The sequence below is a fragment of the Bradyrhizobium sp. USDA 4486 genome, from assembly GCF_054057995.1.
On the sequence record NZ_JBSRZV010000001.1, the window covers coordinates 6511150 to 6534533 of the forward strand.

General features: G+C 64.3%; 24 protein-coding genes and 1 pseudogene. 13 read left to right on the plus strand and 12 right to left on the minus strand.

The window, feature by feature from the left end:
* Positions 1 to 141: 141 nt before the first annotated feature.
* The gene (locus tag ACVWY3_RS30715; protein WP_456841809.1) at positions 142 to 651 is read right to left on the minus strand and encodes an N-acetyltransferase family protein; all 510 of its coding nucleotides are present in this window, start codon (positions 649 to 651) and stop codon (positions 142 to 144) included.
* 267 nt (positions 652 to 918) lie between these two features.
* Between ACVWY3_RS30715 and ACVWY3_RS30720 the strand changes: the two genes are divergently transcribed.
* The 5 genes and pseudogenes from ACVWY3_RS30720 (at position 919) to ACVWY3_RS30740 (ending at position 3247) form a co-directional block, all read left to right on the plus strand.
* Positions 919 to 1818, plus strand: coding sequence for an alpha/beta hydrolase family protein (locus ACVWY3_RS30720; protein WP_456841810.1), 900 nt, complete (start codon positions 919 to 921; stop codon positions 1816 to 1818).
* Positions 1815 to 2282, plus strand: coding sequence for a DUF2269 family protein (locus ACVWY3_RS30725; RefSeq protein WP_456841811.1), 468 nt, complete (start codon positions 1815 to 1817; stop codon positions 2280 to 2282). Before ACVWY3_RS30720 ends, ACVWY3_RS30725 begins: the two co-directional genes overlap by 4 nt.
* An 8-nt stretch (positions 2283 to 2290) precedes the next feature.
* Positions 2291 to 2583: pseudogene (locus ACVWY3_RS30730) on the plus strand (NAD-dependent epimerase/dehydratase family protein); the annotation flags it as partial.
* Positions 2555 to 2779, plus strand: coding sequence for a DoxX-like family protein (locus ACVWY3_RS30735; protein ID WP_456843498.1), 225 nt, complete (start codon positions 2555 to 2557; stop codon positions 2777 to 2779). The pseudogene ACVWY3_RS30730 and the gene ACVWY3_RS30735, both read left to right, overlap by 29 nt.
* Positions 2780 to 2839: 60 nt before the next feature.
* Positions 2840 to 3247 (plus strand): thiol-disulfide oxidoreductase DCC family protein, encoded by a 408-nt coding sequence (locus ACVWY3_RS30740; RefSeq protein ID WP_456841812.1) that lies wholly within the window; start codon positions 2840 to 2842, stop codon positions 3245 to 3247.
* 4 nt (positions 3248 to 3251) lie between these two features.
* Here the strand turns inward: ACVWY3_RS30740 and ACVWY3_RS30745 are convergent, their stop codons facing one another.
* The 6 genes from ACVWY3_RS30745 to ACVWY3_RS30770 form a co-directional block, all read right to left on the minus strand.
* The gene (locus ACVWY3_RS30745; RefSeq protein WP_456841813.1) at positions 3252 to 4499 is read right to left on the minus strand and encodes a flavin monoamine oxidase family protein; all 1248 of its coding nucleotides are present in this window, start codon (positions 4497 to 4499) and stop codon (positions 3252 to 3254) included.
* A 259-nt stretch (positions 4500 to 4758) separates the two neighbouring features.
* Entirely contained in the window at positions 4759 to 6585 is a 1827-nt protein-coding gene (typA, locus tag ACVWY3_RS30750; RefSeq protein ID WP_456841814.1) for a translational GTPase TypA, read from the minus strand.
* A 239-nt stretch (positions 6586 to 6824) separates the two neighbouring features.
* Positions 6825 to 7106: a hypothetical protein gene (locus ACVWY3_RS30755; protein WP_456841815.1), complete on the minus strand. Its 282-nt coding sequence runs from the start codon at positions 7104 to 7106 to the stop codon at positions 6825 to 6827.
* Positions 7103 to 8548, minus strand: a complete 1446-nt coding sequence (locus ACVWY3_RS30760; protein WP_456841816.1) for a radical SAM protein — start codon at positions 8546 to 8548, stop codon at positions 7103 to 7105. The genes ACVWY3_RS30755 and ACVWY3_RS30760 overlap by 4 nt, the downstream gene beginning before the upstream one ends.
* Positions 8529 to 9245: a prolipoprotein diacylglyceryl transferase family protein gene (locus ACVWY3_RS30765; RefSeq protein ID WP_456841817.1), complete on the minus strand. Its 717-nt coding sequence runs from the start codon at positions 9243 to 9245 to the stop codon at positions 8529 to 8531. The genes ACVWY3_RS30760 and ACVWY3_RS30765 overlap by 20 nt, the downstream gene beginning before the upstream one ends.
* Before the next feature lie 70 nt (positions 9246 to 9315).
* On the minus strand, positions 9316 to 10080 hold the full coding sequence (locus ACVWY3_RS30770) for a Crp/Fnr family transcriptional regulator (protein WP_456841818.1): 765 nt from the start codon (positions 10078 to 10080) through the stop codon (positions 9316 to 9318).
* Between the two features lie 161 nt (positions 10081 to 10241).
* Between ACVWY3_RS30770 and ACVWY3_RS30775 the strand changes: the two genes are divergently transcribed.
* The gene (locus tag ACVWY3_RS30775; RefSeq protein ID WP_456841819.1) at positions 10242 to 10649 is read left to right on the plus strand and encodes a response regulator; all 408 of its coding nucleotides are present in this window, start codon (positions 10242 to 10244) and stop codon (positions 10647 to 10649) included.
* Between the two features lie 24 nt (positions 10650 to 10673).
* On the opposite strand, the gene ACVWY3_RS30780 is transcribed toward ACVWY3_RS30775, so the two are convergent.
* Together ACVWY3_RS30780 and ACVWY3_RS30785 are read right to left on the minus strand one after the other, a co-directional pair.
* Positions 10674 to 12221, minus strand: a complete 1548-nt coding sequence (locus ACVWY3_RS30780) for an alkaline phosphatase D family protein (protein WP_456841820.1) — start codon at positions 12219 to 12221, stop codon at positions 10674 to 10676.
* A 174-nt stretch (positions 12222 to 12395) separates the two neighbouring features.
* The gene (locus tag ACVWY3_RS30785; protein WP_456841821.1) at positions 12396 to 13841 is read right to left on the minus strand and encodes a TAXI family TRAP transporter solute-binding subunit; all 1446 of its coding nucleotides are present in this window, start codon (positions 13839 to 13841) and stop codon (positions 12396 to 12398) included.
* Between the two features lie 153 nt (positions 13842 to 13994).
* Here ACVWY3_RS30785 and ACVWY3_RS30790 point away from each other — a divergent pair, with 153 nt between their 5' ends.
* Positions 13995 to 14285, plus strand: a complete 291-nt coding sequence (locus ACVWY3_RS30790) for a 4a-hydroxytetrahydrobiopterin dehydratase (RefSeq protein WP_456841822.1) — start codon at positions 13995 to 13997, stop codon at positions 14283 to 14285.
* 101 nt (positions 14286 to 14386) lie between these two features.
* Positions 14387 to 14773, plus strand: a complete 387-nt coding sequence (locus ACVWY3_RS30795) for a YkvA family protein (protein ID WP_456841823.1) — start codon at positions 14387 to 14389, stop codon at positions 14771 to 14773.
* Positions 14774 to 15054: 281 nt separating this feature from the next.
* On the opposite strand, the gene ACVWY3_RS30800 is transcribed toward ACVWY3_RS30795, so the two are convergent.
* From ACVWY3_RS30800 to ACVWY3_RS30810, 3 genes are all read right to left on the minus strand, one after another.
* Positions 15055 to 16209, minus strand: a complete 1155-nt coding sequence (locus tag ACVWY3_RS30800; protein WP_456841824.1) for a TAXI family TRAP transporter solute-binding subunit — start codon at positions 16207 to 16209, stop codon at positions 15055 to 15057.
* Between the two features lie 18 nt (positions 16210 to 16227).
* Positions 16228 to 17073, minus strand: coding sequence for a hypothetical protein (locus ACVWY3_RS30805; protein ID WP_456841825.1), 846 nt, complete (start codon positions 17071 to 17073; stop codon positions 16228 to 16230).
* 455 nt (positions 17074 to 17528) lie between these two features.
* Complete coding sequence (locus ACVWY3_RS30810) at positions 17529 to 18503, minus strand: NADPH:quinone oxidoreductase family protein (protein ID WP_456841826.1); 975 nt, start codon at positions 18501 to 18503, stop codon at positions 17529 to 17531.
* 227 nt (positions 18504 to 18730) lie between these two features.
* On the opposite strand from ACVWY3_RS30810, the gene ACVWY3_RS30815 reads away from it, so the two are divergent.
* The 5 genes from ACVWY3_RS30815 to ACVWY3_RS30835 all read left to right on the plus strand — a co-directional run bounded on the left by ACVWY3_RS30815 (position 18731) and on the right by ACVWY3_RS30835 (position 23370).
* Positions 18731 to 19570: an SDR family oxidoreductase gene (locus tag ACVWY3_RS30815; RefSeq protein ID WP_456841827.1), complete on the plus strand. Its 840-nt coding sequence runs from the start codon at positions 18731 to 18733 to the stop codon at positions 19568 to 19570.
* A 118-nt stretch (positions 19571 to 19688) separates the two neighbouring features.
* Positions 19689 to 20330: an invasion associated locus B family protein gene (locus ACVWY3_RS30820; RefSeq protein ID WP_456841828.1), complete on the plus strand. Its 642-nt coding sequence runs from the start codon at positions 19689 to 19691 to the stop codon at positions 20328 to 20330.
* A 282-nt stretch (positions 20331 to 20612) separates the two neighbouring features.
* Positions 20613 to 21815 carry a 23S rRNA (adenine(2503)-C(2))-methyltransferase RlmN gene (gene rlmN / locus ACVWY3_RS30825; RefSeq protein ID WP_456841829.1) on the plus strand — a complete coding sequence of 401 codons (1203 nt, stop codon included), beginning with the start codon at positions 20613 to 20615 and terminating at the stop codon, positions 21813 to 21815.
* 151 nt (positions 21816 to 21966) lie between these two features.
* Positions 21967 to 22461: a hypothetical protein gene (locus tag ACVWY3_RS30830; protein WP_456841830.1), complete on the plus strand. Its 495-nt coding sequence runs from the start codon at positions 21967 to 21969 to the stop codon at positions 22459 to 22461.
* 132 nt (positions 22462 to 22593) lie between these two features.
* Entirely contained in the window at positions 22594 to 23370 is a 777-nt protein-coding gene (locus tag ACVWY3_RS30835) for a phosphatase PAP2 family protein (RefSeq protein ID WP_456841831.1), read from the plus strand.
* Positions 23371 to 23384: the final 14 nt, after the last annotated feature.

Sequence of the window (23384 nt, forward strand, 5' to 3'; positions counted from 1 at the left end):
TCATACGCGGGCTTGGCCCGCCGATCCATCGCGTTTTTGTGAAATAATGAATCCGGCGATCACCGACGGAAAAAGGCTGGCGGTATCGGCGGAGGGAAAAGGCTGCCGGCTACTCTTTAAGCAGCTCAATTGGTCCAATCTTTAGTTGGTCCAAGCGAAGGCAACCTTGTCGAGCAACTTCGGCCCGAAACGCTCGGAGGAGCGCGCCACCATCCGGCCACCCAGGGCACGGTAGAACTCGGTCGCGGGATCGTTATCCGAGAGCGCCCACACAACCATGCTCTTCAGGCCGCTCTGCATCAGGTCGCGGCGGGCGGCGGCGAACAGGCGGCGGCCGAAGCCGAGGCCCTGGAATTCGGGACGCAGGTAAAGCTCGTAGATCTCGCCGTCGAAGTGCAGGCTGCGGGCGCGGTTGCGGCCATAATTCGCATAGCCTGCGATCTTGTCGCCGAACACGAGCACGCTGACGCGGCTGCCCTTACGGATCGCGCTGTCCCACCATTGCGGGCCGCGGCGGTTGATCAGCTTCTCCAGCTCGCCGCCGGGAATGATGCCCTGATAGGCGGAACGCCAGGCTTCGTCATGGGTGGACGCCACCGCAGTTGCATCTGCAGCTTTGGCCGGCCGGACCTCGATCAGGGTTGTGCTCATGGGCGTGATCAAACCAAGTCGCCGCGCCGGCGGCAAGACCTATCGTTAATTATCGGTTAACGTGTGGACTTTGTGCATCAGTATTTGAACCATGTTGTACCGAAAAAAGACAAGACGCCAGTTCGAATGGCGTCGCAATGCCATACGTCGGTGCAAAACTGGCTTGCGGCAACGAACGAGTGGCGATGGCAGCGCAGAAAGTCCGCCCAGAATGATTCGTTCCTACTAGTCTCGCTGTTAGTTGTCCGTGTTCGCTTTTGGCAATTCATGCGGCTCTTCAACGCTCTCGCTCTCCTGCCTGTGTTGGCCTTGCTGACCGCGGCGCCGCTGTGTGCTGAGGTCACGTTCGGCGCATCGGGCGAAGAAGGCGAACCGTTTCGCCGGCAACAATGGCGTGTGCCGTCGCCCGAAGCCGACATTCCCGCGCATGCGTTGTTGTTTCGTCCAGCCGGCGCCGGTCCATTCCGGCTCGCAGTGATCGCGCATGCCTCGACGCAGAACGTGCTGCGTCGCGCGCAAATGCCGCAGCCGGAATACCGCGCGCTCACGGCCTTTCTCGTCGCGCGCGGCTTTGCCGTGCTGGTGCCAGAGCGGCTCGGCCATGGTGCGACCGCCGGCCGCTATGTTGAGGACCAGGGCGGCTGCGACGAGGCGGATTACGCGCGCTCCGGCCGCGCAACGGCGGACGAAATTTCGCGTGCACTGGAATTCCTGCGAAAGCAGGATTTCATTCGCAAGGATGCAGCCGTCGTGATCGGCCATTCCGCCGGCGGCTGGGGCGCGCTGGCGCTGGCCAACGCCGATCCGAACGCGGTCGCTGCGATCATCGCGTTCGCGCCGGGCCGCGGTGGCCATGCCAATGATGAGCCGAACCGGATTTGCGCGCCGCATACGCTCCTTGCGGCAGCAGCTGAGTTCGGCAAGAGCGCGCGGATTCCGGTTACCTCGCTCGTTGCGGCCAACGACAGCTATTTTGCGCCGCCATTCTCGAAAGTCTTGGCTGCTGCGTTTCGCTCCAGCGGCGGCAAGGCCGACTTCCGCACATTACCCGCCGTCGGCAGCGAGGGTCACTGGATGATCGAGACCGAGGCCGGCGTCAAAGCCGTGAGCAGCGAACTCGCGCGCGCGCTGAACCCGCCAAAGCCGGTGGCGACGAAGAAGCCGTGATGCTGTATTTCCTGGTCAAATTCGTCCATGTGCTCGGCGCCGTCGTCGTCCTCGGCACCGGAACCGGCATCGCCTTTTTCATGCTGATGGCGCATCGGACACGCGATGCCGCGTTCATCGCCCGCACCGCGTCGGTGGTGGTGATCGCGGATGCGATCTTCACGTTGTCGGCCGTGCTGCTCCAGCCGCTCACGGGTGGCCTGCTGATGATGCTGTCGGCGACCCCGATCACCGAGCGGTGGCTGCTGGCCTCGCTCGCGCTCTACATCTTTGCCGGCCTGTTCTGGGTCCCCGTCATCTTCATGCAGATCGAGATGCGCGATCTCGCGCGCAAGGCCGCCGATCAGTGCAGCTCGCTGCCCGAGCGCTACTTCATCCTGTTCCGCCGCTGGTTCGCATTCGGCTTCCCCGGCTTCGGCGCGACGATGCTGATCCTGTGGCTGATGATCGCCAAATCATTTTGAGAGAAGCGATGAGCGAGCGGACCATTCTGGTGCTCGGCGCCTCCGGCCTGATCGGCCGCTTCGTCACTGACGATCTGCGCGCGCGGGGCTTTCGTGTCGTCGGCGTGGCGCGCAGCCTGTGTCGCCGGCGCAGAAGATGAGCGCGCTGGATCTCGAGCTGCCGATCCTCTCGCTCAATGCCGCCGCCTTGATGCGTCTTTTCAGCGAGCAGGCGGTGGATGTCGTCGTCAACTGTCTCGGCGTGCTCCAGGATGGGCCCGGCAGCGACACCAATGCCGTGCACCGCGATTTCGTCGCGCGCGCGCCTCGTGCTGATCGCCTTCCGTCGCACCGCTGCGATCGGGCTCGTCGCGGGCATTGTTGCTTCGCTTGGCTATATGGTGGGCGCAGCGATCCTTACGCCCGACCTCTGGATCGAGCTGCTCGGCGCGCTGGTGAAGACCGGGCCGGCGATCGTGCTGATGCTGGTCGCGCTCTCGATGCTGGACAACCGATAGGGTTTTCGAGCGAAGTGGATCCCGGTTCGCGTGAACGAAACGCGGCAAAAAGAGAGCCCAATGAGCAAATGGCCCGATGACGATGTCATTCTGTTCGACGGCGTCTGCATCTTCTGCTCGCGCTGGGTGCGGTTCGTCGCCAAGCGCGACACGGCGAAGCGGTTTCGTTTCACGCCGATCCAGTCGGATTATGGCGCACGGCTGGCGCGCACATTCGGCATCGATCCTGATGATCCCGATACCAATGCCGTCGTCCACGGCGGCGAGGTGTTTGTGAAGTCGGACGCCGCGCTGACGGTGCTCTCGCAACTCCCCGGCTGGGGCTGGATGCGTGCATTGTTCATCGTGCCGAAGCCGCTGCGGGACTCGATCTACAGCGTTATCGCGCGCAACCGCTACCGCATCTTCGGGAAGTACGACGCTTGCTTCGTGCCTGATGCCGATCTGCGGGCGCGGGTGATCGAGTAGTTCGTTACTGCTTGGCGAGAGCCGCCAGCACTTCCTTCGCTGCCCGCTCCCCGCTGTCCCGCGCGCCATGGGCCGTCGAGAAGAAGTTCGGCGATGTCGCTTCGCCGGCAAAGAACAGCCGGCCATCGACCGGCGCCGCCAGCACGGCGCGATCGCCTGCATGGCCGGGCAGCGCGTGCGAATAGGAGCCGCGGGCAAAGGGATCGTGGGCCCAGCGCGATTCGCGCAGCGGCCTCAGCTTGCGCCTGATGTCATTGCCGAGAAAGGCAGCGATCTCGTCGATGCTTTGTGCGGCGAAGGCGCCCTCGCCCGCATCCTCCAGCTCGCGCGCGAAGCGGCCGCCGAAAAATCCATCGATGCAGGGCTGGCCGAACGGTCGGATGTGGTAGGTGCCCATTTCGGTACGCATGGTGGCGCCGCGCAGGTTTCCTTCGATTGGAAACTCGTCCGCATCCTCCAGCGCCAGCACCACCTTGTCGTCGACGCCGAGCGGCAGGCCGCGCGCCGCATCGAGCTTGACGGGCAGCGCCGGGAAGAAGCGGATGGCCTCGTCGGCAATCAGATTGGTCGGCACGGTCACGATCACGCTTGCGGCCTCGATCGTCCCCTGTGACGTCGCGAGACGGATGCGCTTGCCGGAATGGTCGACCAGCGTGACCTCGCAGTTCAGCGCGACCGGGCATGGCGCGCCATAGGCGGCGATCAGCGTCCCGTAACCGGCGCGCACGCGCCAATTGAAATAGGTGTCTTCATAGGCCTCCATGTCGAGAACCGAAGCCTGGTCGAGCTCGCAGCCGTTCACATAGGTCGAGATCGCGTCGATCATCGGATTCCAGCGATTGCCCGGCTCGAGGTAGCGGGCAGCGGGCGCATCCTCGCCTTCCTCCGCCGCCTCCCAGAGGCGCTCGTAGAATTCGTCGATCGCGCGCACGAACTCCTTGCGCGCGGCTTCCGGAAACGCATCGCCAAAGGCGCGATCGCCCCAGGGCGGCAGATCGGTGTTGATTTCGAACTTGAGCCGCTTGGCAATTCCGACGAAGGAATTCTTGTCGGCCGAGTGCAGCCAGCCGCAGCCGACGTCGAAGGTGACGTCAGGCGAAGCCTGCACTGTCCAGGCGCGCCCGCCGAGCCGGCCCCGCGCCTCCAGCACGATCACGGAGAGGCCCGAGCCATCAAGCGCATGCGCGGCGCCGAGGCCGGCCGCACCAGCCCCGATGATCGCAACGTCGACGGAGGAGGGGAACGAGCTCATGGGTGGGCTCTAGCACGTCTGTAATACGCGCTAAAGGCACCACAAGTCAGGTGTCATCACCCGCGAAGGCGGGTGATCCAGTATTCCAGAGACGATTGTGAAGTACGGAGAGGCCGCGGTGTACTGTATTCCCCGCTTTTCGCGGGGAATGACAACTTCGTAGGGTGGGCAAAGGCACTCTTGCGCCGTGCCCACCATTCTCAAGTGGTGGGCACGCTTGCGCTTTGCCCACCCTACGGCACTGCGTGAGAGCGGTAGCTTACGCCACCGCTTCCTTGGCCTTTTCCGCGCGCTTGCGCTCGTTCGGGTCGAGGTGCTTCTTGCGCAGGCGGATCGACTTCGGGGTGACCTCGACCAGCTCGTCGTCCTCAATATAGGCGAGCGCCTTTTCCAAGGTCATGCGGATCGGCGGGGTCAGGCGCACCGCTTCGTCCTTCGACGTCGTGCGGATGTTGGTGAGCTGCTTGCCCTTGAGCACGTTGATCTCGAGATCGTTGTCGCGGGTGTGCTCGCCGACGATCATGCCCTTGTAGACCTTCCAGCCGGGCTCGATCATCATCGGGCCGCGGTCTTCCAGCTTGAACATGGCGTAGGCGACCGCTTCGCCCTGGTCGTTGGAAATCAGGACGCCGTTGCGGCGGCCCTGGATCTCGCCCTTGTACGGCGCGTAGCCGTGGAACAGGCGGTTCATGATCGCGGTGCCGCGGGTGTCGGTGAGCAGCTCGCCCTGATAGCCGATCAGGCCGCGGGTCGGCGCGTAGAACACCAGGCGCTGACGGTTGCCGCCCGAGGGCTTCATCTCGATCAGCTCGGACTTGCGCTCGCTCATCTTCTGCACGACGACGCCGGAATGCTCCTCGTCGACGTCGATCACGACCTCCTCGATCGGCTCCATCGTGGCGCCGGTCGCTTCATCCTTCTGGAACACCACGCGGGGACGCGACACCGAGAGCTCAAAGCCCTCGCGGCGCATGGTCTCGATCAGGATCGCGAGCTGCAATTCGCCGCGGCCCGAGACTTCCATCGCGTCCTTGTCGGCGGATTCGACGACGCGCAGCGCGACGTTGCCTTCGGCCTCGCGCAAGAGACGGTCGCGGATCATGCGGCTCGTCACCTTGTCGCCTTCGGTGCCGGCCAGCGGGGAGTTGTTGACGATGAACGACATCGACACGGTCGGCGGGTCGATCGGCTGCGCCGGCAGCGGCACTTCAACGGTCGGATCGCAGAAGGTGTCGGCGACCGTGCCCTTGGTGAGGCCCGCGATTGCGACGATGTCGCCCGCTTCGGCTTCATCGAGCGGGGTGCGCTCGAGGCCGCGGAACGCCAGGATTTTTGTGATACGTCCGGACTCGACCAGCTTGCCGTCGGCGTTGAGCACCTTGACCTGCTGGTTCGGCTTGAGCGTGCCTGAGGAGATGCGGCCGGTGATGATGCGGCCGAGATAGGGGTTGGCCTCCAGGATGGTACCGATCATCCGGAACGGGCCTTCCTCGACCTTCGGCGGCGCGACGTGGCGCAGGACCAGGTCGAACAGCGGCTCCATGCCCTTGTCCTGCGGACCCTCGGGGCTATCCGCCATCCAGCCCTGCTTGGCCGATCCGTAGAGGATCGGGAAGTCGAGCTGCTCCTCGCTGGCGTCGAGCGCCGCGAACAGGTCGAACACCTCGTTGATAACCTCGGTCGGGCGCGCATCGGGGCGGTCGACCTTGTTGATGACGACGATCGGCTTCAGGCCGACCTTGAGCGCCTTGGAGACCACGAACTTGGTCTGCGGCAGCGGGCCTTCGGCAGCGTCGACCAGCACCAGGGCGCCGTCCACCATGTTCAGGATGCGCTCGACCTCACCGCCGAAATCGGCGTGGCCGGGGGTGTCGACGATGTTGATGCGGGTGTCCTTCCACTGCACCGAGGCCGCCTTGGCCAGAATGGTGATGCCGCGCTCGCGCTCCAGGTCATTGGAGTCCATGGCGCGATCGGTCACCTTCTGGTTCTCGCGGAACGTGCCGGACTGCTGGAGGAGCTTGTCGACCAGGGTCGTCTTGCCGTGGTCGACGTGGGCGATGATGGCGACGTTGCGGAGGTTCATGAGTGAGCTTCTTTGCGGTCGAACAATGGGTTAAGCGCGATCTCGCCGGTCGGACCGGGACCTCTTCACGGACAACGCTGGAAACGTGGAAAACGGGGCCTGCTTCGCCCAAAAAGGAAGCCCGGTCAGCTCGACCGGGCACCCTACGCGTTTGCGGCGCAATATATGCAAAAACCGCCAAAAAACAATGTGTTCTTTGCTGCTTAGTTGACTGAATTTTGTCCGGGGATTCCCGGGGCTTAAGCGTGTGTTCCGGGATGGGCGGGAGCCTTCCGCCCCTTGATCGCCGCCCAGATCAGGACGACGCCTCCGATGCCGACCACCAGTCCCAGGAAGACCAGCGGCGCGATGTCCGAATCGATCTTGCCCCCCTCGGAGATGGAGATTCCGCCGAACAAGAGTGCGCACAGACCCGGCAGCAGCAGGATCACCCCCGAAATCACCATAAGCGCGGTCAGGCAGCCGCTGCGTGCCTTGGGCGTCGGCAGGGGTGACAGAACCGGCGGTGGCGTGTCGCTCATCGTGGTGCCTCCTCGCTCTGCCTTGCCTCGCGATAGGTCTGACCTTCGAGCTCGGCGCGAATCCGGCCGATCGCGCCGTTCCGATAGAACAGATTGTAGGTGTCGAACGGGATGATCGCGCCCTGCTCGGTTACGAAATGGATGCAAGAGCGCTTGACGTTGCCGACGCAGAAATTGAAGCGGTCGAGAAATTGCACGGCGGTGACGCGGAACACGTTCTCGTAAGTCAGCCCCTGCGGCACCTCGAAGCTCGGCAGGCAGCACAAGAGCTCGCAGACACGCTCGGACGTGTTGAGCGGGCCCGACGACAGCGAGAACAAGTCGATGAACTTTTCCCGCAGCATCGCATATTTTTCCGGGCTGATGGTGTTGGGCATCACCGCAACCAGCTGCTCCTGCGGGATCAGCGACGTCAGCGGCAGCACCTTCTCGCCGTTGCGCAGGCCATAGCCGATCGAGATGCTCTCGGGATTGCAGGGCAGCGGGATCATGTCCTTGTCGCCGAACACGCCGGTCTCGACGACCTGGTTGCGGATCTCCGACAGCATGATGCGGTCGGTTGTTTTGTCGAAATTCTCGTTGCGGCCGGCATCCTGCACAGGTTGGAGCGTGACGCCGCGCACGCACTTCCAGGTGAGCGCATGGCGGACGATGTCGCCGATCTCGCCGTCGTTGATGCCGCGCTTGATGGTCGCCACCAGCGTGGTCGACACGCCGTAATATTCGAGATTTTCCAGCGCCTGCTGGCGGATTTTCCGCAGATCCGCGCCGCGCAGATTGATCAGCGCATCGCGCTGGAGCGAATCGAACTGGAGATAGACCTCCAGCCCCCGCCTGTTCTCGGCGAGCCGCGCCACGAAATCCTTCTCGCGGGCGATGCGCAGGCCGTTCGTGTTGATCATGACATGGCGGATCGGTCGGGCGCGCACGGCGTCGAGGATCTCGAAGAAATCCGGATGCAGCGTCGGCTCGCCGCCGGAAATCTGCACGAGATCGGGCTCGCCCTCGCTGGCGACCAGCGCGTCGAGCATCTTCTCGACCGTCGCGAGCGGGGTGAATTTCGTTCGGGCCGGTGCGGAATCCGCGAAGCAGACCGGGCAGGTGAGATTGCAGTGCTCGGTGATCTCGATCAGCGCGAGGCAGGAATGCTGCTCATGGTCGGGACAGAGGCCGCAATCATAGGGGCAGCCGAATTCGGTGCGCTGTTGGAATTGCAACGGCCGGTCGCCCGGCTTGATGAAATCCTTGCACAGGCGCCAATAGGCCGCGTCGGTGGACACCAGCGTCGATTGAACGCCGTGCTCCCGGCAGCGCTTTTCGTACCAGACCTCGTTGCCGAGGATCTGGATCTTGGTCGGCACCAGCTTCAGGCAGATCTCGCAGAGGGATTGAGTCTGGCCCCAGAAGATGTAGGGGCGCGACTTACGCGGCGGCGCGTTCATGCACAGGCCTCGCTTGGGGCGCCCTCGCCAGCATGACGGCGGCGTAGAGCAGGATGGAGAGCGAGAGCAGATGAAACAGCCTGAAGGGCCCGATCAGCGTGCCATAAGGCTTGAGGAATTCCCACAGGAAGCGCTGCGCTCCGTAAAAAGCGAGAACCAGGTAGAAACCATTGGTGATCACGAACGCATTCCGGTTCACGACCGCCAGCACATAGAGCTGCGCGAACAGGGCCATCGCCGCGCTCTCGTAGAGCTGCACGGGATGCCGCAAAATGCCGTCGCCGAAATCATGGCTCCAGGGCAATGTCGTCGCCGTGCCATAGGTGAAATCGTCGAGGCCGGCGAAATAGCAGCCGAGCCGTCCGATCGCGACGCCGAGGGCCAGCGGCAGGGCAAACCGCGCGCCGGTGCGCACGGCGATTCCTGCGGTCCATTTGTAGAGCTCGACTGCGACGATGCCGCCTGCGAGCGCGCCCTCGACCGAGCGCGCAAGGCCGCTCTGCCCCGACAGCCACAGATTGACCGAGCCGAACAGATAGGCGCCAAGCCCGGCGCCGAACACCAGCGCGGCGATGTAGGGCAGCTCGAACGATTGCGCGGGAAACCGCAAACCCTGTCGCGACAACCAGTAAACGGCGGCCGCCGCCGCCAGCCACGCCGCGATATCGAACACCGTGTGAAGAAAAGCCCCGCTCATGTGGGGATATTAGAGCAGGTCCCGGCGGCGTGGGATAGTACACCGCCGCTTTTGCACGCCAGAGATGGCGTTAGCTGGCCTCCCGCTCCTCGGTCGGATACACCCCCCGCAGCACCTCCTCGAAGTGCATCTTCACCGCGTCGTTGCACAGGCAGGCGCGCAGACGCAGGCCGTCGCGGTTGCGGACCAGGATCGAGCCGCGCCTTGTGTCGAGCACGCCTTCCGCCCTGAACGATTGAAGCACGCGGCTGGCATAGCTGCGACCGACGCCAAGCAGCGTCGCGAGCTGCTCGTGCGTCAGCGGCACGCTGCTCTCGTCGCCGGTGCGCTCCATCGCCGCCAGAATCCATTTGGCCGTGCGCCGCTCGATCGAGTGGATGGCGTTGCAGGCGGTGGACTGGAATATCTGCGCCAGCATGCAGTCCGCGTAACGGGCAAAGATGTTGCGCAGTGACGGCGAGCGCTGCTTGGCCGCTTCGAGCTTGCCGACATGAATGCGCGCAAACGGCCCGCCGAACTTGACGCAGATGCGAGTATAGGCCGGCAGAAATCCCTCGCTGACGATGCCGCCGACCGCGCCCTCGCGGCCAACCAGAATGGTCTCGACGTCACGGCCGTCTTCATTGGGGACGAGAAAAGTCGCAAGCGATGGCCCGCAGGGAAAGTGCACGACCTGGACGTTGTCGCCGGGATTGTAGAGCAGCTCGCCCGCCGCGGTCTGGTCAACGGCGAGGTGCGGCGCCAGCAGCGCGTAATCCGCCGCATTCAAGCGCCGCAGCAGATTGTTGACAGGCCTGGTGTTGACCTCGCTTGTCGTGCTGATGCGCGCGTCCATCGTCGATCCCCTGCTCTCCTGTCGACCTTAGCGAGCTCCGCGTCCTGGCTGTGTGCACAAGTGGACAGACGTTGAAACTGTTCTGTGGTGAGTTTCGTTCCTGGAACCCTCCGATGCGCTGGGCGCAGGCATCGGACAGAGGCTGCCTAACGGACAAAGACATGCAGCCCTCGATAGCCGGCACCATGATACCTGCCTCCCCGAACGGCTCGGCCGATATTCCCAGTGATATCCTGATCGTTGAGGACGATCCCATCATCGCCATCGATTTCGAGGACCGCCTGCTTGGATTTGGCGCAAAGAGCGTGCGCAGCGTCGGATCGGTCGCGCAGGCGCTGGATGCGATCGCCAGGCGTGCGCCGGATTTCGCGCTGCTCGATGTCGAGCTGAGCCGCGAGAAAAGCTTTGCCGTCGCCGAGCGGCTGGCGGCCGCGCAAATCCCCTTCGTCTTCGTGACCGGCTACGGCGCCGAAACCCAGATCCCGGCCGAGTTCAAGGCAAGGCCCCGGCTGCAAAAGCCCTGCTCGAGCGAGGCGCTGGAGTCCGCGCTGCGCTCGCGCGGCGCCTGATCGCGCGCCCCCGTCCCCGTCCCTTCAGGCAAGCTTCGGATCGAGCGTGGTCGACCACAGCGCGACGTCGGCACGGTCGCGCAAGGTCACCGTCATCTGGCCGGAGGCGCCGTCGATCTTGACGTGACCGAAGAACTGCATGCCGGCCGAGGGCGGCAGGTTCTGCTTGTCGGGGCCGGGCGCCCTAACGAAGCGCACCTCGGGTCCAAACGTATTGTCGAGCTCGTTCGGGCCGAACGTGCCGGCGTGCAGCGGGCCCGAGACGAACTCCCAGAACGGCTCGAACTCCTGGAATTGCGCCTTGTTCGGATCGTAATAATGCGCCGCGGCGTAGTGCACGTCTGCGGTGAGCCACACTGTGTTGTTGATCGGCGCCATCTTGATGAAGCGCAGGATGTCGGCGATCTCGAATTCGCGACCGCGCACCGGGCCGTCGCCTTGCGCGAAAGCCTCCGAGCCCTTCTTGTTGGCCGCGTCGTCATAGACGATCAGGCTGAGTGGCATGTCGGAGGCAATGACTTTCCAGGTCGCGCGCGAATTGAGCAGTCCGCGCTTGAGCCATGCCATCTGCTCCGGCCCGAGGAAATACGCCGCCGGCCCGTACGCCGTCTCCTGGTTCGCGCCGTTCGGGCCGCGATAGCTACGCTCGTCGAGCACGAACACGTCGAGATGCGGCCCGTAGGAGATTTTGCGATAGACCCGGCCCGGCTCGACGATGCTCTCGCGCATCGGATACATCTCGTGAAAGGCGCGGCCGGCGCGCGCTGCGAGCAGCGAGATATCGCGCACCTTGTAAGTCGCCGGCAGCTCCTTCGACAGCGACCAGTTGTTGGTCACCTCATGGTCGTCCCACTGCACGAAGATAGGCACTTCGGCATTGAAGGCGCGGACATTGTCGTCGGTGAGATTGTATTTGTGCGCGGCGCGGTATTCGTCCAGCGTCTCCGCGACCTTGGCCTTCTCGGGGATGGTGATGTTCTTCCAGATCTTGCCGTCCGCTAGCTTCACCTCGGATTGAATCGGGCCGTCGGCATAGATGGTGTCGCCGGAATGCAGGAAGAAGTCCGGACGATGTTTGCGCATCGCCGAGAAGGTGAACATGCCGCCGTCATCGGGATTGATGCCCCAGCCCTGGCCCGCGACGTCGCCGCCCCAGACGAAGCTGACATCGCGGCGGTCGGCTGGCGCGGTGCGGAAGCGGCCGACCACCGGCTCGCCCTCGATCGCGGTGTGCGAGAGATCGCGGAAACGGACGCGGTAGAAAATATCCTGGCCGCCCGGCAGATTCTCCAGCAGCATCTTGGCGGTGAAATCGCTCTCGGGAAGGGCTGCGATTGGCGGCAGCGCGCGGGCGTCCTTGAACGATTCGGTCGTCGCCACCTCGACCAGCATCTGCGCCGGCCGGTCCGTGCGCGCCCACACCACGCCGCCGTCGACGGTGACATCGCCCGATTGTACGCCATGGGTCACTGCCGGCCGGTCGGCCGCGCGCGACAGACGGGGCATCGCGATCGCGCCAAGCGCGCCGGCGCTGGTGCTGAGGAAACGGCGGCGGGAGAATTTGATCTTCATGGCTGGCTCGCGGGCTGGCTGTCTCGTGCGTATCTCGCGCCGTCATTCCGGGATGGTGCGCGAGCACCGGACTCGGAATCCCGAGATTCTGGATGCGATGCTGACGCATCGCCCCGGAATGACAGCGGAAGCTATATTGAGACAATGTGACGCAGCAATTACGCGCGCAAGCTCTTATGCGTTGCCGGCGGCCCTGAACTGAGCGCCCGTACGCTGCAGGTTCTGCGACAGGCTGAACAGCACGGCCTTGCGGTCGGCAACCGCAGCGTGGAATTGGTCGAGCGCGATGTTGAAGGCGGTGAGCGCGGCTTCCTCGATCGCGCCGTGATCGAAGCAGCGCAGCGTGTCGCGCAGGATGTCGTCGGCCTCGGTCTGCATCTGGTCGAGCTCTTCGGTCGTCTCGCATTTGCGCGCGGCCGCGATCATGTCGAGCAGACGCTCGCGCAGATGGCTGTTGTTGTCGCGCTCGTCCTTCTTCAGATAGCCCGCGAACCAGGCGCCGAGCGAGCCCATGGCCGACAGGGCCATCAGGCCCCACCAGATGTAATCGCTGTACCTGTCGAGGAAGGTCTTCTCCTCGCCGTCGACGAAGGCGGCGGCGCCGGGATGCACGGGGATCACGGCGTCCTTGTCGGTGTCGGGCGTCTCGATCTTCGCCGCGAGCGGGAATTCCGTCACCAATTGCTGGCGCACGGCGAACAGTTGCCGGGTGAATGCCGCGATGGTGGTTTCGGAGATACCTTTGCGCGCCACGATGTGGTGCGAGAAGCTGATGGTCTTGACCTCGTCCTCGGGCCTGTCGGGCGAGCCGCCATAAGTGCCGGCGGGAATCTCCGAGGCTTCATAGACCGGATGGTTCTGCGCGATCGCGTCGGCGGAATCGATTGCGAGGAAGGTGGGCGTCCCACCGTCCTTGGCGGAGGCCGCGATCGCATCCGCCGTGATCTTGCTGTTGACGGGGCCTGCGGCGAGATAGGCATCGGCCTTCTGGGCCTTGATCGCCTCGGCGGCTTCATTGGCCGGGAACTGGATGATCTCGACCTTGGCGGGATCGACGCTGTATTGCTGCAGGATCACCTTGAGCAGATTGACGTTGGCCTGGGTGCGGCCGACCACGCCGACGCGATGACCGGCGAGCTGCGCGATCTTGGTGATCTTCGCGCCCTTCTTCTTGCCCTTGCCGGGCACGGACCACAGCACCACGACGTTCTTGCGCAGGGTCGCAACCGCTTGCGCGTTCTTGGGAACGTCGACGTCGCCGCGCACGATGGCGAGGTCGACCTTGCTCTCTGCAAGCGCCTGGGCGCTGGCGGTGGCGCCGTCGGTCTGGATCGGCCGCAGCCGCACATAGCTCTTGTTCTGCGAGAAAGCCTGCGTCAGCGTCTGCACGAGCTTGATGTCATCGCTGTTGGCGGGGCCGACCGCGATCTTCAGCGTCACCGGCCGCATCGCGAAATAATAGCCGCCGGTGATCGCGCCGATGAGCGCGAGCACCAATGCGAGAGAGACAAGCGCGGTACGTCGCGCCGCTGATCGCGGCGACGTCGAGTTGGGCGCTTCGGCCAGGTCCAATCCCCCGGTCATCGATCTCCCGAACAGGCGCTTGAGGCTCAGTTTCATCTCGGCCGGCGACTTACGCCCGTAATTGTAGCAAAATTCTTGTCCGGAGGGGTTACATCTCCGTCATGGTTAGCGGATGGGCCCAGTCCCCGGTGAACCCGGGCCGTAGGCACGGGTGTTAGGGTAAAGTTCCCCTGAACGACGGAGGCGATCATGGCAGAGCGGCTGACGGCGGAAGCACGCAAGCAGGCGCTGGGCGCCATACAGGGCTGGACGGAGGTCCCGGGCCGCGACGCCATCGCGAAGACCTTTGTCTTCAAGGATTTCAACGAGGCGTTCGGCTTCATGGCCCGCGCCGCGCTGGTCGCCGAGAAGATGGACCACCACCCCGAATGGAGGAACGTCTACAAGACCGTGGAGGTGGTGCTCTCCACCCACGACGCCGGCGGGGTCACCAGGCTCGATATCGAGCTCGCCCAAAAGATGAACGCCATCGCCGGCTGACACCGGGCTTACATCTTGCCGAGGCCGGCAGCATCCCCATCTTGTGATCAGCGACGGATGCGGCGATCTGCCGCCCTGGCTGAAGGGGGAGTTTGCTGGACATGGCTGCCGAACACAGCGTCGGTTTCGAGCCGGCCGATCGGCTCGCGCAGGATCGCGAGAGCGTTCGCCGCCGCTTCTGGCGCAAGCTGAAGCGCGTTGCCGCCCAACTGCCGTTCGCGGAAGATCTGCTCGCCGCCTACTACTGCGCGTTCGACCGGCAGACGCCGCGCCATGTCCAGGCCTCTCTCCTGGGGGCGATCGCCTATTTCATCCTGCCTTTCGACTTCGTTCCCGACGTGATGCCGATCCTCGGCTTCACCGATGACGCCGCCGTGCTTGCCACCGCCATCCGCATGGTCGCGAGCCACATCACCAGCGAGCATCGCGAAGCCGCGCGTGCCGCGTTGAAGCGTGGGGTGGATGAGGGGGACGTGGAAGTGGCGTAGCAGACGCGGCCTCAGGCTTCCCCCCAGTCATTCCCCGCGCAGGCGGGGAATCCAGTATGCCGCGGCCTCTCGATCCAATCACCAGCGTCACGGAATACTGGATCTCCCGCCGGAGCCCGGGCTCGCCGAAGCGAGACCCGGTGGCGGACGATGACGATTGAGTGTGCGGATGGTGCTTGCCCCCAAGCACCGTCATTGCAAGCGAAGCGAAGCAATCCAGAAATGTCCCCGCGGCGGCAGTCTGGATTGTTTCGTCGCTTCGCTCCTCGCAATGACGCGGCTTACTTCTTTTCCGCCCGCGCGTTCTCCGCGTCCCACGCCTGGAATTGCCTGAACAGCGTTTCCCTCTCGGCATCGGAAACTTTCGCGGCCGCCGGATTCTGCTTCAGGAACGCCTCGAAGCGCTGGCGCGTCACCGGTTCGACGCCGTGCTTGTCGAGCCATTGCTGCGCCACCGGCAATCGGTTCCAGCCGGCGAGCGGTGCGGCGAGCGAGACCTCCTTCCACTTGGGATGGAACGGCGGGTTCTGGAGCGCGGGGAATTTGGTGAAGAACGCATCCACGAACAGCGCGAGCTTGCGATAGCGCTCGGTGTTCGGCGCCCAATTGTAGGCCGCCAGAACCGCGGGCACCGCGATCGTGTCGACGCTCTCGCCGTCCTTGATCAGGTTGGGATAGTCCTTGGCCGTGAGCGTTGCCGGCAGATAGTCGCTCTGCAGCGGCTTGGCGTAATCGACGTTGGCGAGATGGAAGCGGCCGTCATTGGCGAAGGTCGACACCGACTTGTACGGCTTGCCGCCGACCACGATGACGGCGTCGATCTCGCCGGCCTTCAGCTTCTCCATCGCGATGCGCTGCTCGACATAGACGAACTTCGCCTTGATCCCGAGCCGCTCGAACACGGTGAGCGCGGTGACGAAGGTGCCGCCGTTCGGCAGGTCCACGCTGACCGTCTTGCCTTCGAGGTCCTTCAATGTTGCGATCGACTTCGGCGCGATCACCTGCATTTCCTCGTTGTAGAGCTTGGTCACATAGGTGAACTGCCGCTTGATGTCCTTCGCAAAGCCCTTGCGCTCGAGATAATCGAGCGTGTCCGCGCGCACGACGCCGAGATCGACGCCTTGCAGGAACAGGATGTCGGCGACGCTCTGCACCGAGCCGCGGCCGACGATCGGAAGCACGCGGATCTTGTTGCCGTCGTCGAGCACGGAGGCGAGGTCGGCGCCGAACTGCACATAGGTGCCGCCGATCGTGCCTGTGATCAGCGTGACGGTGTTGGCGTTCAGCGCCTGTTTGGTCGAGTTGGAGCCGAACTGGAAAATCGCCTTCAGGCTGTCCGAGACTTTGGCCGGATCGTATTCGGTCTGTTCGGCACGGGCGGCGAAGGCACAAATTGTCATGATGGCGGCGAGCGCCATTCGATAGACGTTACGCATGGTGTCCTCTGAAGAGTTCTAGTTCGAGAGCTGGCTGAGGCGCTGCCGCGCTTCCGCCGATCCAAGGTTTGCGGCGCGCTGGTACCAGTCGCGCGCTGCGGACGGGTCGCCAACGATGGTCCGCGCATCGCTGGTGCCGAGCACCGCAGGATCATAGGTTTGCGCCAGCAGCAGCGCGGCGGTTGCATCCTTCGCATTGGCTGCGCGTTCGAGCAGCAGGCGTGCTGCGGCGATGTCGCCGACGCCGATCAGGCTCCGCGCCCGCGTCATCAATCCTGCCAGCGTGTCTGCGTCGAGCGTCCTGACGGGCTCGGGCGGTGGTGCTACTGGCTGCGCCGCGACAGGTGCGGGCGCTTGCACCGGCGTCTGGGCTTGCAGCGCAGTCTGGTAGGCGCTCGCGATCGCTTCGCGGCTTGGCGCCGGCGGCGCCGGAAGACTTTGCGCGTCGGCGCTCGCCAGCACCGCATTGGAGAGGCGGGCCGGGTCCTTGACCGGGGTCTGCCGCGCAACCGGCGGCGGAGACGCGGCAGCCTGCACCGTCGAGGCGTCGGCATAGGCGACGACGAGATCGCGCAAGTCGGATTGGAACACCCCAGCCAGGATCGTGGCTGCGGCGGCCGCCAGGACCGCCGCGAGAATGACCGGGATGAACCTGGTTCTCGGGCGTAGCGCCTGCGGCGCATATTCCCGCGGGTCCGGCGCCCCGAGGGGGTCGGACAGGAACAGCGGCATTGGCTCGTCCTGCGGAAGATCAGCCCGTGCGGCGCGCGCACGGATATAGGACGCGGTAGACGAATGTGATGCAGATCGATCGGAGTCGAACGCCTGCGATTCCCTGGACGGACGGTACGCCGTCGTCTCCATGGTGATGCTCCCCATTACTAACGCAACGCAGGGGCATTCTGGGTTCAGTCTTCTTATTATTGTCCAGAAGCACCCCGCAAACTGGAACCGGTAAATCGCCGTTTGAATCAGCCTAAAAAACGACCACGGTTTGCGCGAATCAGGAGATATTTGGGTTTGATTGCGGCGAACCGGGGGAATGCACCGCCATTTTAATCGTTCTGGTTGAAAGTTGCTTTACCAAGCCGGGCCATGCGCAGCGTCGCGCGAACAGCGGAAGGCATGGCGTTGCCGCTGCAAACTTCGCTGTCATTCCCCGCCTAGTGCGCAATTGCGCACGGGGGCGGGGAATCCAATACGCCGCGGCTTCTCGGCTAAGTCCCTGCTGTCTCTGAAATAGCGGGTCGTCCGGTCAAGCCGGACGACGACGTAGGTGTGGGCGAGAGTGCGCAGTATCGCGCCGCCACCCCATCACCTCACGGATGCAGGATCACCTTGCCCATGGCCTGACGTCCCGCCAGCACCTTCAATGCGTCGGCGGTCTGCGCCAGCGGGAAGGTGCGATCGACATGCGACGAAATCTTCCCTTCCGCCGTCCACCTCACGAGCTTTTCGAGATTGGCGCGGTTCTTCTCCGGGTTGAGCCGGGTCCACGCGCCCCAGAACACGCCGCGGATGTCGCAGCCTTTCAGCAGCGCGAGGTTGAGCGGCATCTTCGGAATGTCGCCGGCGGCAAAGCCGATCACCAGGAAGCGGCCTTCCCAGGCGATCGAGCGCAGCGCCTGCTCGGCATAAGCACCACCTACGGGATCGAAGATGATGTCGACGCCCTTGCCACCCGTGAGCTTTTTCAAGCCTTCCTTCAGATCCTCCTTGGCGTAGTTCAGCGTCAGCTCCGCGCCATGCGCCTTGGCGAATTCGAGCTTCTCGTCCGACGAGGCGCAGGCGATCACCTTCAGCCCCATCAGCTTGCCGAGCTCGCAGGCCGCAAGGCCCGTGCCGCCGGCAGCTCCAAGCACTGCGAGCGTTTCGCCCGGCTTGGGGCTCGCGCGATCCTCCAGCGCATGCAGCGCCGTGCCGTAGATGATGATGATACCGGCCGCGCGGTCGTAATCGAGATGATCGGGAATCTTCACGATCGAGGCGGCCGGCAGCGCGATCTTCTCGCGCGCGCCATTATGGCCGCAGGAGGCGACCACGCGATCGCCGGCCTTCAGATTGGTCACGCCGGGACCAATGCTCTCGATCACGCCGGCGACTTCCGCGGCCGGCGAGAACGGGAACGGCGGCTTGATCTGGTACTTGCCCTGGATCATCAGGAGGTCGAAGAAGTTCAGCGCCGCCGCCTTGATCGCGATCACGGCCTCGCCGGGACCCGCCACCGGATCCGGCACCTCGGCGAGCACGAGATCGTCGGGCTGGCAATATTGCGAGCAGAGGATGGCTTTCATGGTGGCACCTTCTTGAGAAGTAAGTACTGGGCGTTTCGAGTGGAATTATAGTTGGTCCGGTTTTGCCGGATTTAGGCCGACCCTACAATCAGGATTCTTTGTTCGAGGAGCGCACGGGCTTATCCTCGGCATTGCGAGCGAAGCGAAGCAATCCAGACTATTTCCGCGGGACGGACTCTGGATTGCTTCGCTTCGCTCGCAATGACGGAAAAGGGAGCATTCAAACGATGTTTGAAACAGGTCTGCTCAGGGACAAACGCATCCTCGTCACCGGTGGCGGCTCCGGCCTTGGCGCTGCGATGGGGCATCGCTTCCTCGCACTCGGCGCCGAGCTTGTGATCTGCGGCCGCAAGCTCGACCGGCTCGAAGCAACAGCGCGCGAGATGCGTGAAGAGACCGGTGGCAGGGTCACGACGATCGCGTGCGACATCCGCAGCGGTGCCGCTGTCGACAGCATGATGGACGCGATCTGGCGCGAGGCCCCGCTCGACATCCTCGTCAACAACGCCGCGGCGACCTTCATCGCCCAGAGCGAGCATCTCTCCTTCCGCGCGGCGGACGCGATCCTGGCGCCGACGCTGCATGGCGCGATGTATTGCACGCTCGCCGCGGGCAAGCGCTGGATCGATGGTCGGCACAAGGGCGTCGTGCTCTCGATCCTATCGACCTCGACCATCACCGGCCGCGCCTTCACCGTTCCCTCGGCGATGGCGAAGTCGGCGGTGCTGGCGATGACCAAGAGCCTCGCGGTGGAATGGGGCCCGAAGGGCATCCGCACCGTCGCGATCGCGCCGGGCCCGTTCCCGACCGCCGGCGCATCCGGGCAGCTGCGCCCCCAGGGCCGCGAGGAGGGCTGGACCGCGCGCAACCCGCTTGGACGCACCGGCGAGCACGGCGAGCTTGCCGACCTCGCCAGCTTCCTGGTCTCGGACCGTGCCGCTTACATCAATGGCGAGATGGTGGTGATCGACGGTGGCGCGCATCTGCGCAGTTCCGGCGCCGAGGATCTGCTCGGCTGGAGCGATGCGCAATGGGCCGCGCAGCGCGCCGCGCGATCTACGGGCTGACGAAGCGGATGACCTGCTAACTGCCTTCCCAAACAGGACTTTCCCGGCTATCCCTGCGCCGGGGACAACGCGCGGCCGGGCCATCTTCCAGTCACAATATTGAGGGAACCACTCCAGCATGTGGCGGGTGCTGATTTTAGCGTTGATGACTGTAGCGGCGTGGGGACTCGCCGGTTCCGCACGGGCGCAGACGGCGCAACCGGCGCCCAAGGCGACACCGGCTGCTCCGAAAGCGGCTGCGCCGGCGGCAAAGACGGCTGCAAAGCCCGAGAGCAAACCGGGGGCGGCGCCCGCCGCGGTTGCCGGCGGCGCGGAGCCGACTCTGATCGGGCAGTTCGGTACCTGGGGCGCCTATTCGGCCACGCCCAACGGCAAGAAGGTCTGCTTCGCGCTGGCAAAGCCCTCGTCGTCGAAGACCAATCCGCCGAACAGGCCGCGCGATCCCGCCTATGCCTTCGTCTCGACCCGGCCGGCGGAGAAAGTGAACAACGAAGTCTCGGTCATGATCGGCTACGCGCTGAAGCCGGGCTCGGAATCGACCGTCGAGGTCGGTGGCGCCTCGTTTGCGATGTACACGCAGGGCGACGGCCTCTGGATCAAGAATGCGGCCGAGGAGGAGCGGATGGTCGAGGCCATGCGTAAATCCGCCGATCTCGTTGTCAAGGGCGTTTCGGCCAAAGGGACGGAGACGACCGACACCTTCTCGCTGAAGGGCCTTGCCCAGGCGCTCGACAAGATCGCCCAGGATTGTAGGCGGTAACGCCTAAAGCATGATCCGGAAAAAGTGCGCAGCGGTTTTCCGAAAAGATCATGCGCAAACAACAAGCTAAAGCGCGATGACGATTCATCCTGATCTCGCCGCGCTTTAGTCGTTAAGGCTGAGGCGATAAGGTCGCAATCGGGTGTTCCGGTTGCTATATAGAGCCGGTTCCAAACTTTTCCGTCATTCCGGGATGGTCCGAAGGACCAGACCCGGAATCTCGAGGTTCCGGGTTCGACGCTTCGCGTCGCCCCGGAACGACCACGCAATCAGGTCTATTCGATGCAACCGACGACCGAGCCGCACAACCCAACATTGCTGGAGAAGACTCCACTCGAAACCTATGTGCCGCCGGCAAAACCGTCGCTGATCGGCCTGTCGCGCAGCGAGCTCGCCGATCGCCTCGGCGAGATCGGCGTCGCACCCGCCCAGCGCAAGATGCGCGTGCAGCAGCTCTGGCATTGGCTCTATTTCCGCGGCGCTCAGAGCTTCGACGAGATGACCTCGATCTCGAAGGGCATCCGCGCCGAGCTCTCCCAGCATTTCACAGTCGATCGGCCGGAGGTCGTGGCCGAGCAGATATCGAACGACGGCACCCGCAAATGGCTGCTCCGCCTGCCGAGCGGCGACAATGTCGAGAAGGCGCATGAAGTCGAGTGCGTCTACATACCCGAGACCGATCGCGGCACGCTCTGCGTCTCCTCGCAGGTCGGCTGCACCTTGAACTGCGCCTTCTGCCACACCGGTACGCAGCGCCTCGTGCGCAACCTCACCGCCGGTGAGATCGTCGGTCAGGTGATGGTCGCGCGCGATCGCCTCAACGACTGGGCCGACCGCGAGGACGGCACGCGCCGCGTCACCAACATCGTGATGATGGGCATGGGCGAGCCGCTCTACAATTTCGACGCGGTGCGCGATGCGCTGCTGATCGTCGGCGACAATGAGGGCATCGGCATCTCCCGCCGCCGCATCACGCTGTCGACCTCGGGCGTGGTGCCGAACATCGTCCGCGCCGGCGAGGAGATCGGCGTCATGCTCGCGATCTCGCTGCATGCGGTGCGTGACGAATTGCGCAACGAGCTGGTGCCGCTCAACCGCAAATATCCGATCAAGGACCTGCTGCAGGCCTGCCGCGATTACCCCGGCGCCTCGAACGCGCGCCGCATCACCTTCGAATATGTGATGCTCAAGGGCGTCAACGATTCGCTCGAGGATGCGAAGCTGCTGGTGAAGATGCTCAAGGGCATTCCGGCAAAAATCAACCTAATCCCGTTCAATCCCTGGCCCGGCACGGCCTACGAATGCTCGGACTGGGACCAGATCGAAAAGTTCTCCGAGTACATCTTCAGCGCCGGCTATTCCTCCCCGGTGCGCACGCCGCGCGGCCGCGACATCCTCGCCGCCTGCGGTCAGCTCAAGTCGGAGACGGAGAAGCTCAGCGCACGCGAGCGCCAGGCGCTGCGTGCCATGGCGATGACGGATTGAGGATGAGTGCCCCACGCACTCTCGTCATGGCCGGCCTTGTCCCGGCCATCCACGTCGAGCCGCAAGTGAGAAAGTCGTGGATGCCCGGGTCGAGCCCGGGCATGACGATTGTGGGTGTGGCGATCCCATTGGTCAGCTGCTTGCTGGTGTCATGTCCCTGATCGGTCGCCTCATCGTCATCTTCATCGGCTTTCTCGCGGCCTGCTTCGTCGGCGGGATGATCGTCGTCATTGCGCTGCTGTTTCCGGAGTTCGCCGATCTCGGCGCGGGGCCCATCGATCAAGGTGCGATCGACATCCTGCTCGGCTTCGGCTTCATCTTCGTCTCGGGCTTTGCACTGGTACCGGCGGCGGTGATCGTCGCGATCACCGAGGCGCTCTATATCCGCAGCGCGCTCGCTTACGCCGTCGGTGGCGGCCTCGTCGGGCTCGCCTGCTATCTCGGTCTCGTTCCCTTCCACCCCGACACCTTGCAGTTCGAAGGCATCGTGCGGCGGCATCTGGAGATCATGACCGGTGCGGGCATCGTTGCCGGCGTGGTCTATTGGCTGATTGCCGGCCGCAATGCCGGCGCCTGGCGCATCCCGCCACCCCAGCATAAGCCGCCTCCCCCGCTGCCGTCGAATTCGCGGCCCGATGTGCGGTGATTTGCGCCGTCATTCCGGGGTGGTCAAGGACCAGACCCGGAATCTCGAGATTCCGGGCTCGGCTCTGCGAGCCGCCCCGGAATGACGGTCATAGGGTTTCCATCCCCGTCCCACTCCGCTAAACCGCGCGCCATGAACCGGACTGGACTTTTCATCGCTCTGGCGCTGTGGCTCGTGATCGGCGTGGTTTTCGGCCTCTATCCCGAGCTCGATCTCAAGCTCGCGTCGCTGTTCTTCGACCCCGAGACCAAGACGTTTCCGATCAAGCTGAACGAATGGGCGGCCTTCGCGCGTGACGCCGCGATGTGGATTGCCTGGGCGTTCGCTTTGCCGTCGCTGGTCGCGCTCGTCGTCAAGATGATCAGGCCCGACCGGCCGCTGATGGTGTCCGGGCGCGCGATCATCTTCCTGCTGGTGACGTTGACGCTGTCGGCCGGCGTCCTCACCAATCTCACCTTCAAGACCTATTGGGGGCGGCCGCGCCCCGTGGTGGTGACGGAGTTTGCCGGCGACCAGCAATTCGTGCCGTGGTGGGATCCGCGCGGCGACTGCGCGCGCAACTGCTCGTTCTTCTCCGGCGAAGGCGCGACCGCGTTCTGGACGCTGGCGCCGGCTGCGCTGGCGCCGCCGGCATGGCGGCCGCTCGCCTATGCCGGCGCCGTCGTCTTCGGCCTCGTCACCAGCGGCCTGCGGATGGCGTTCGGCGGTCACTTCTTCACCGATGTGTCGATCGCCGGCCTCGTCACCTTCGTGGTGATCTGGCTTTTCTACGCGCTGATCTACCGCTGGCCGCGCACACGGTTCTCGGACGCGGCGGTCGATGCCGCCCTGACCCGGCTGAACATGCCCGCCTACCGGCTTCGCCAGCGCCTGTTCGGTCGCAGGACGAGCGCCGAACCGTCTGTTTGAGCCATTAAATGGGT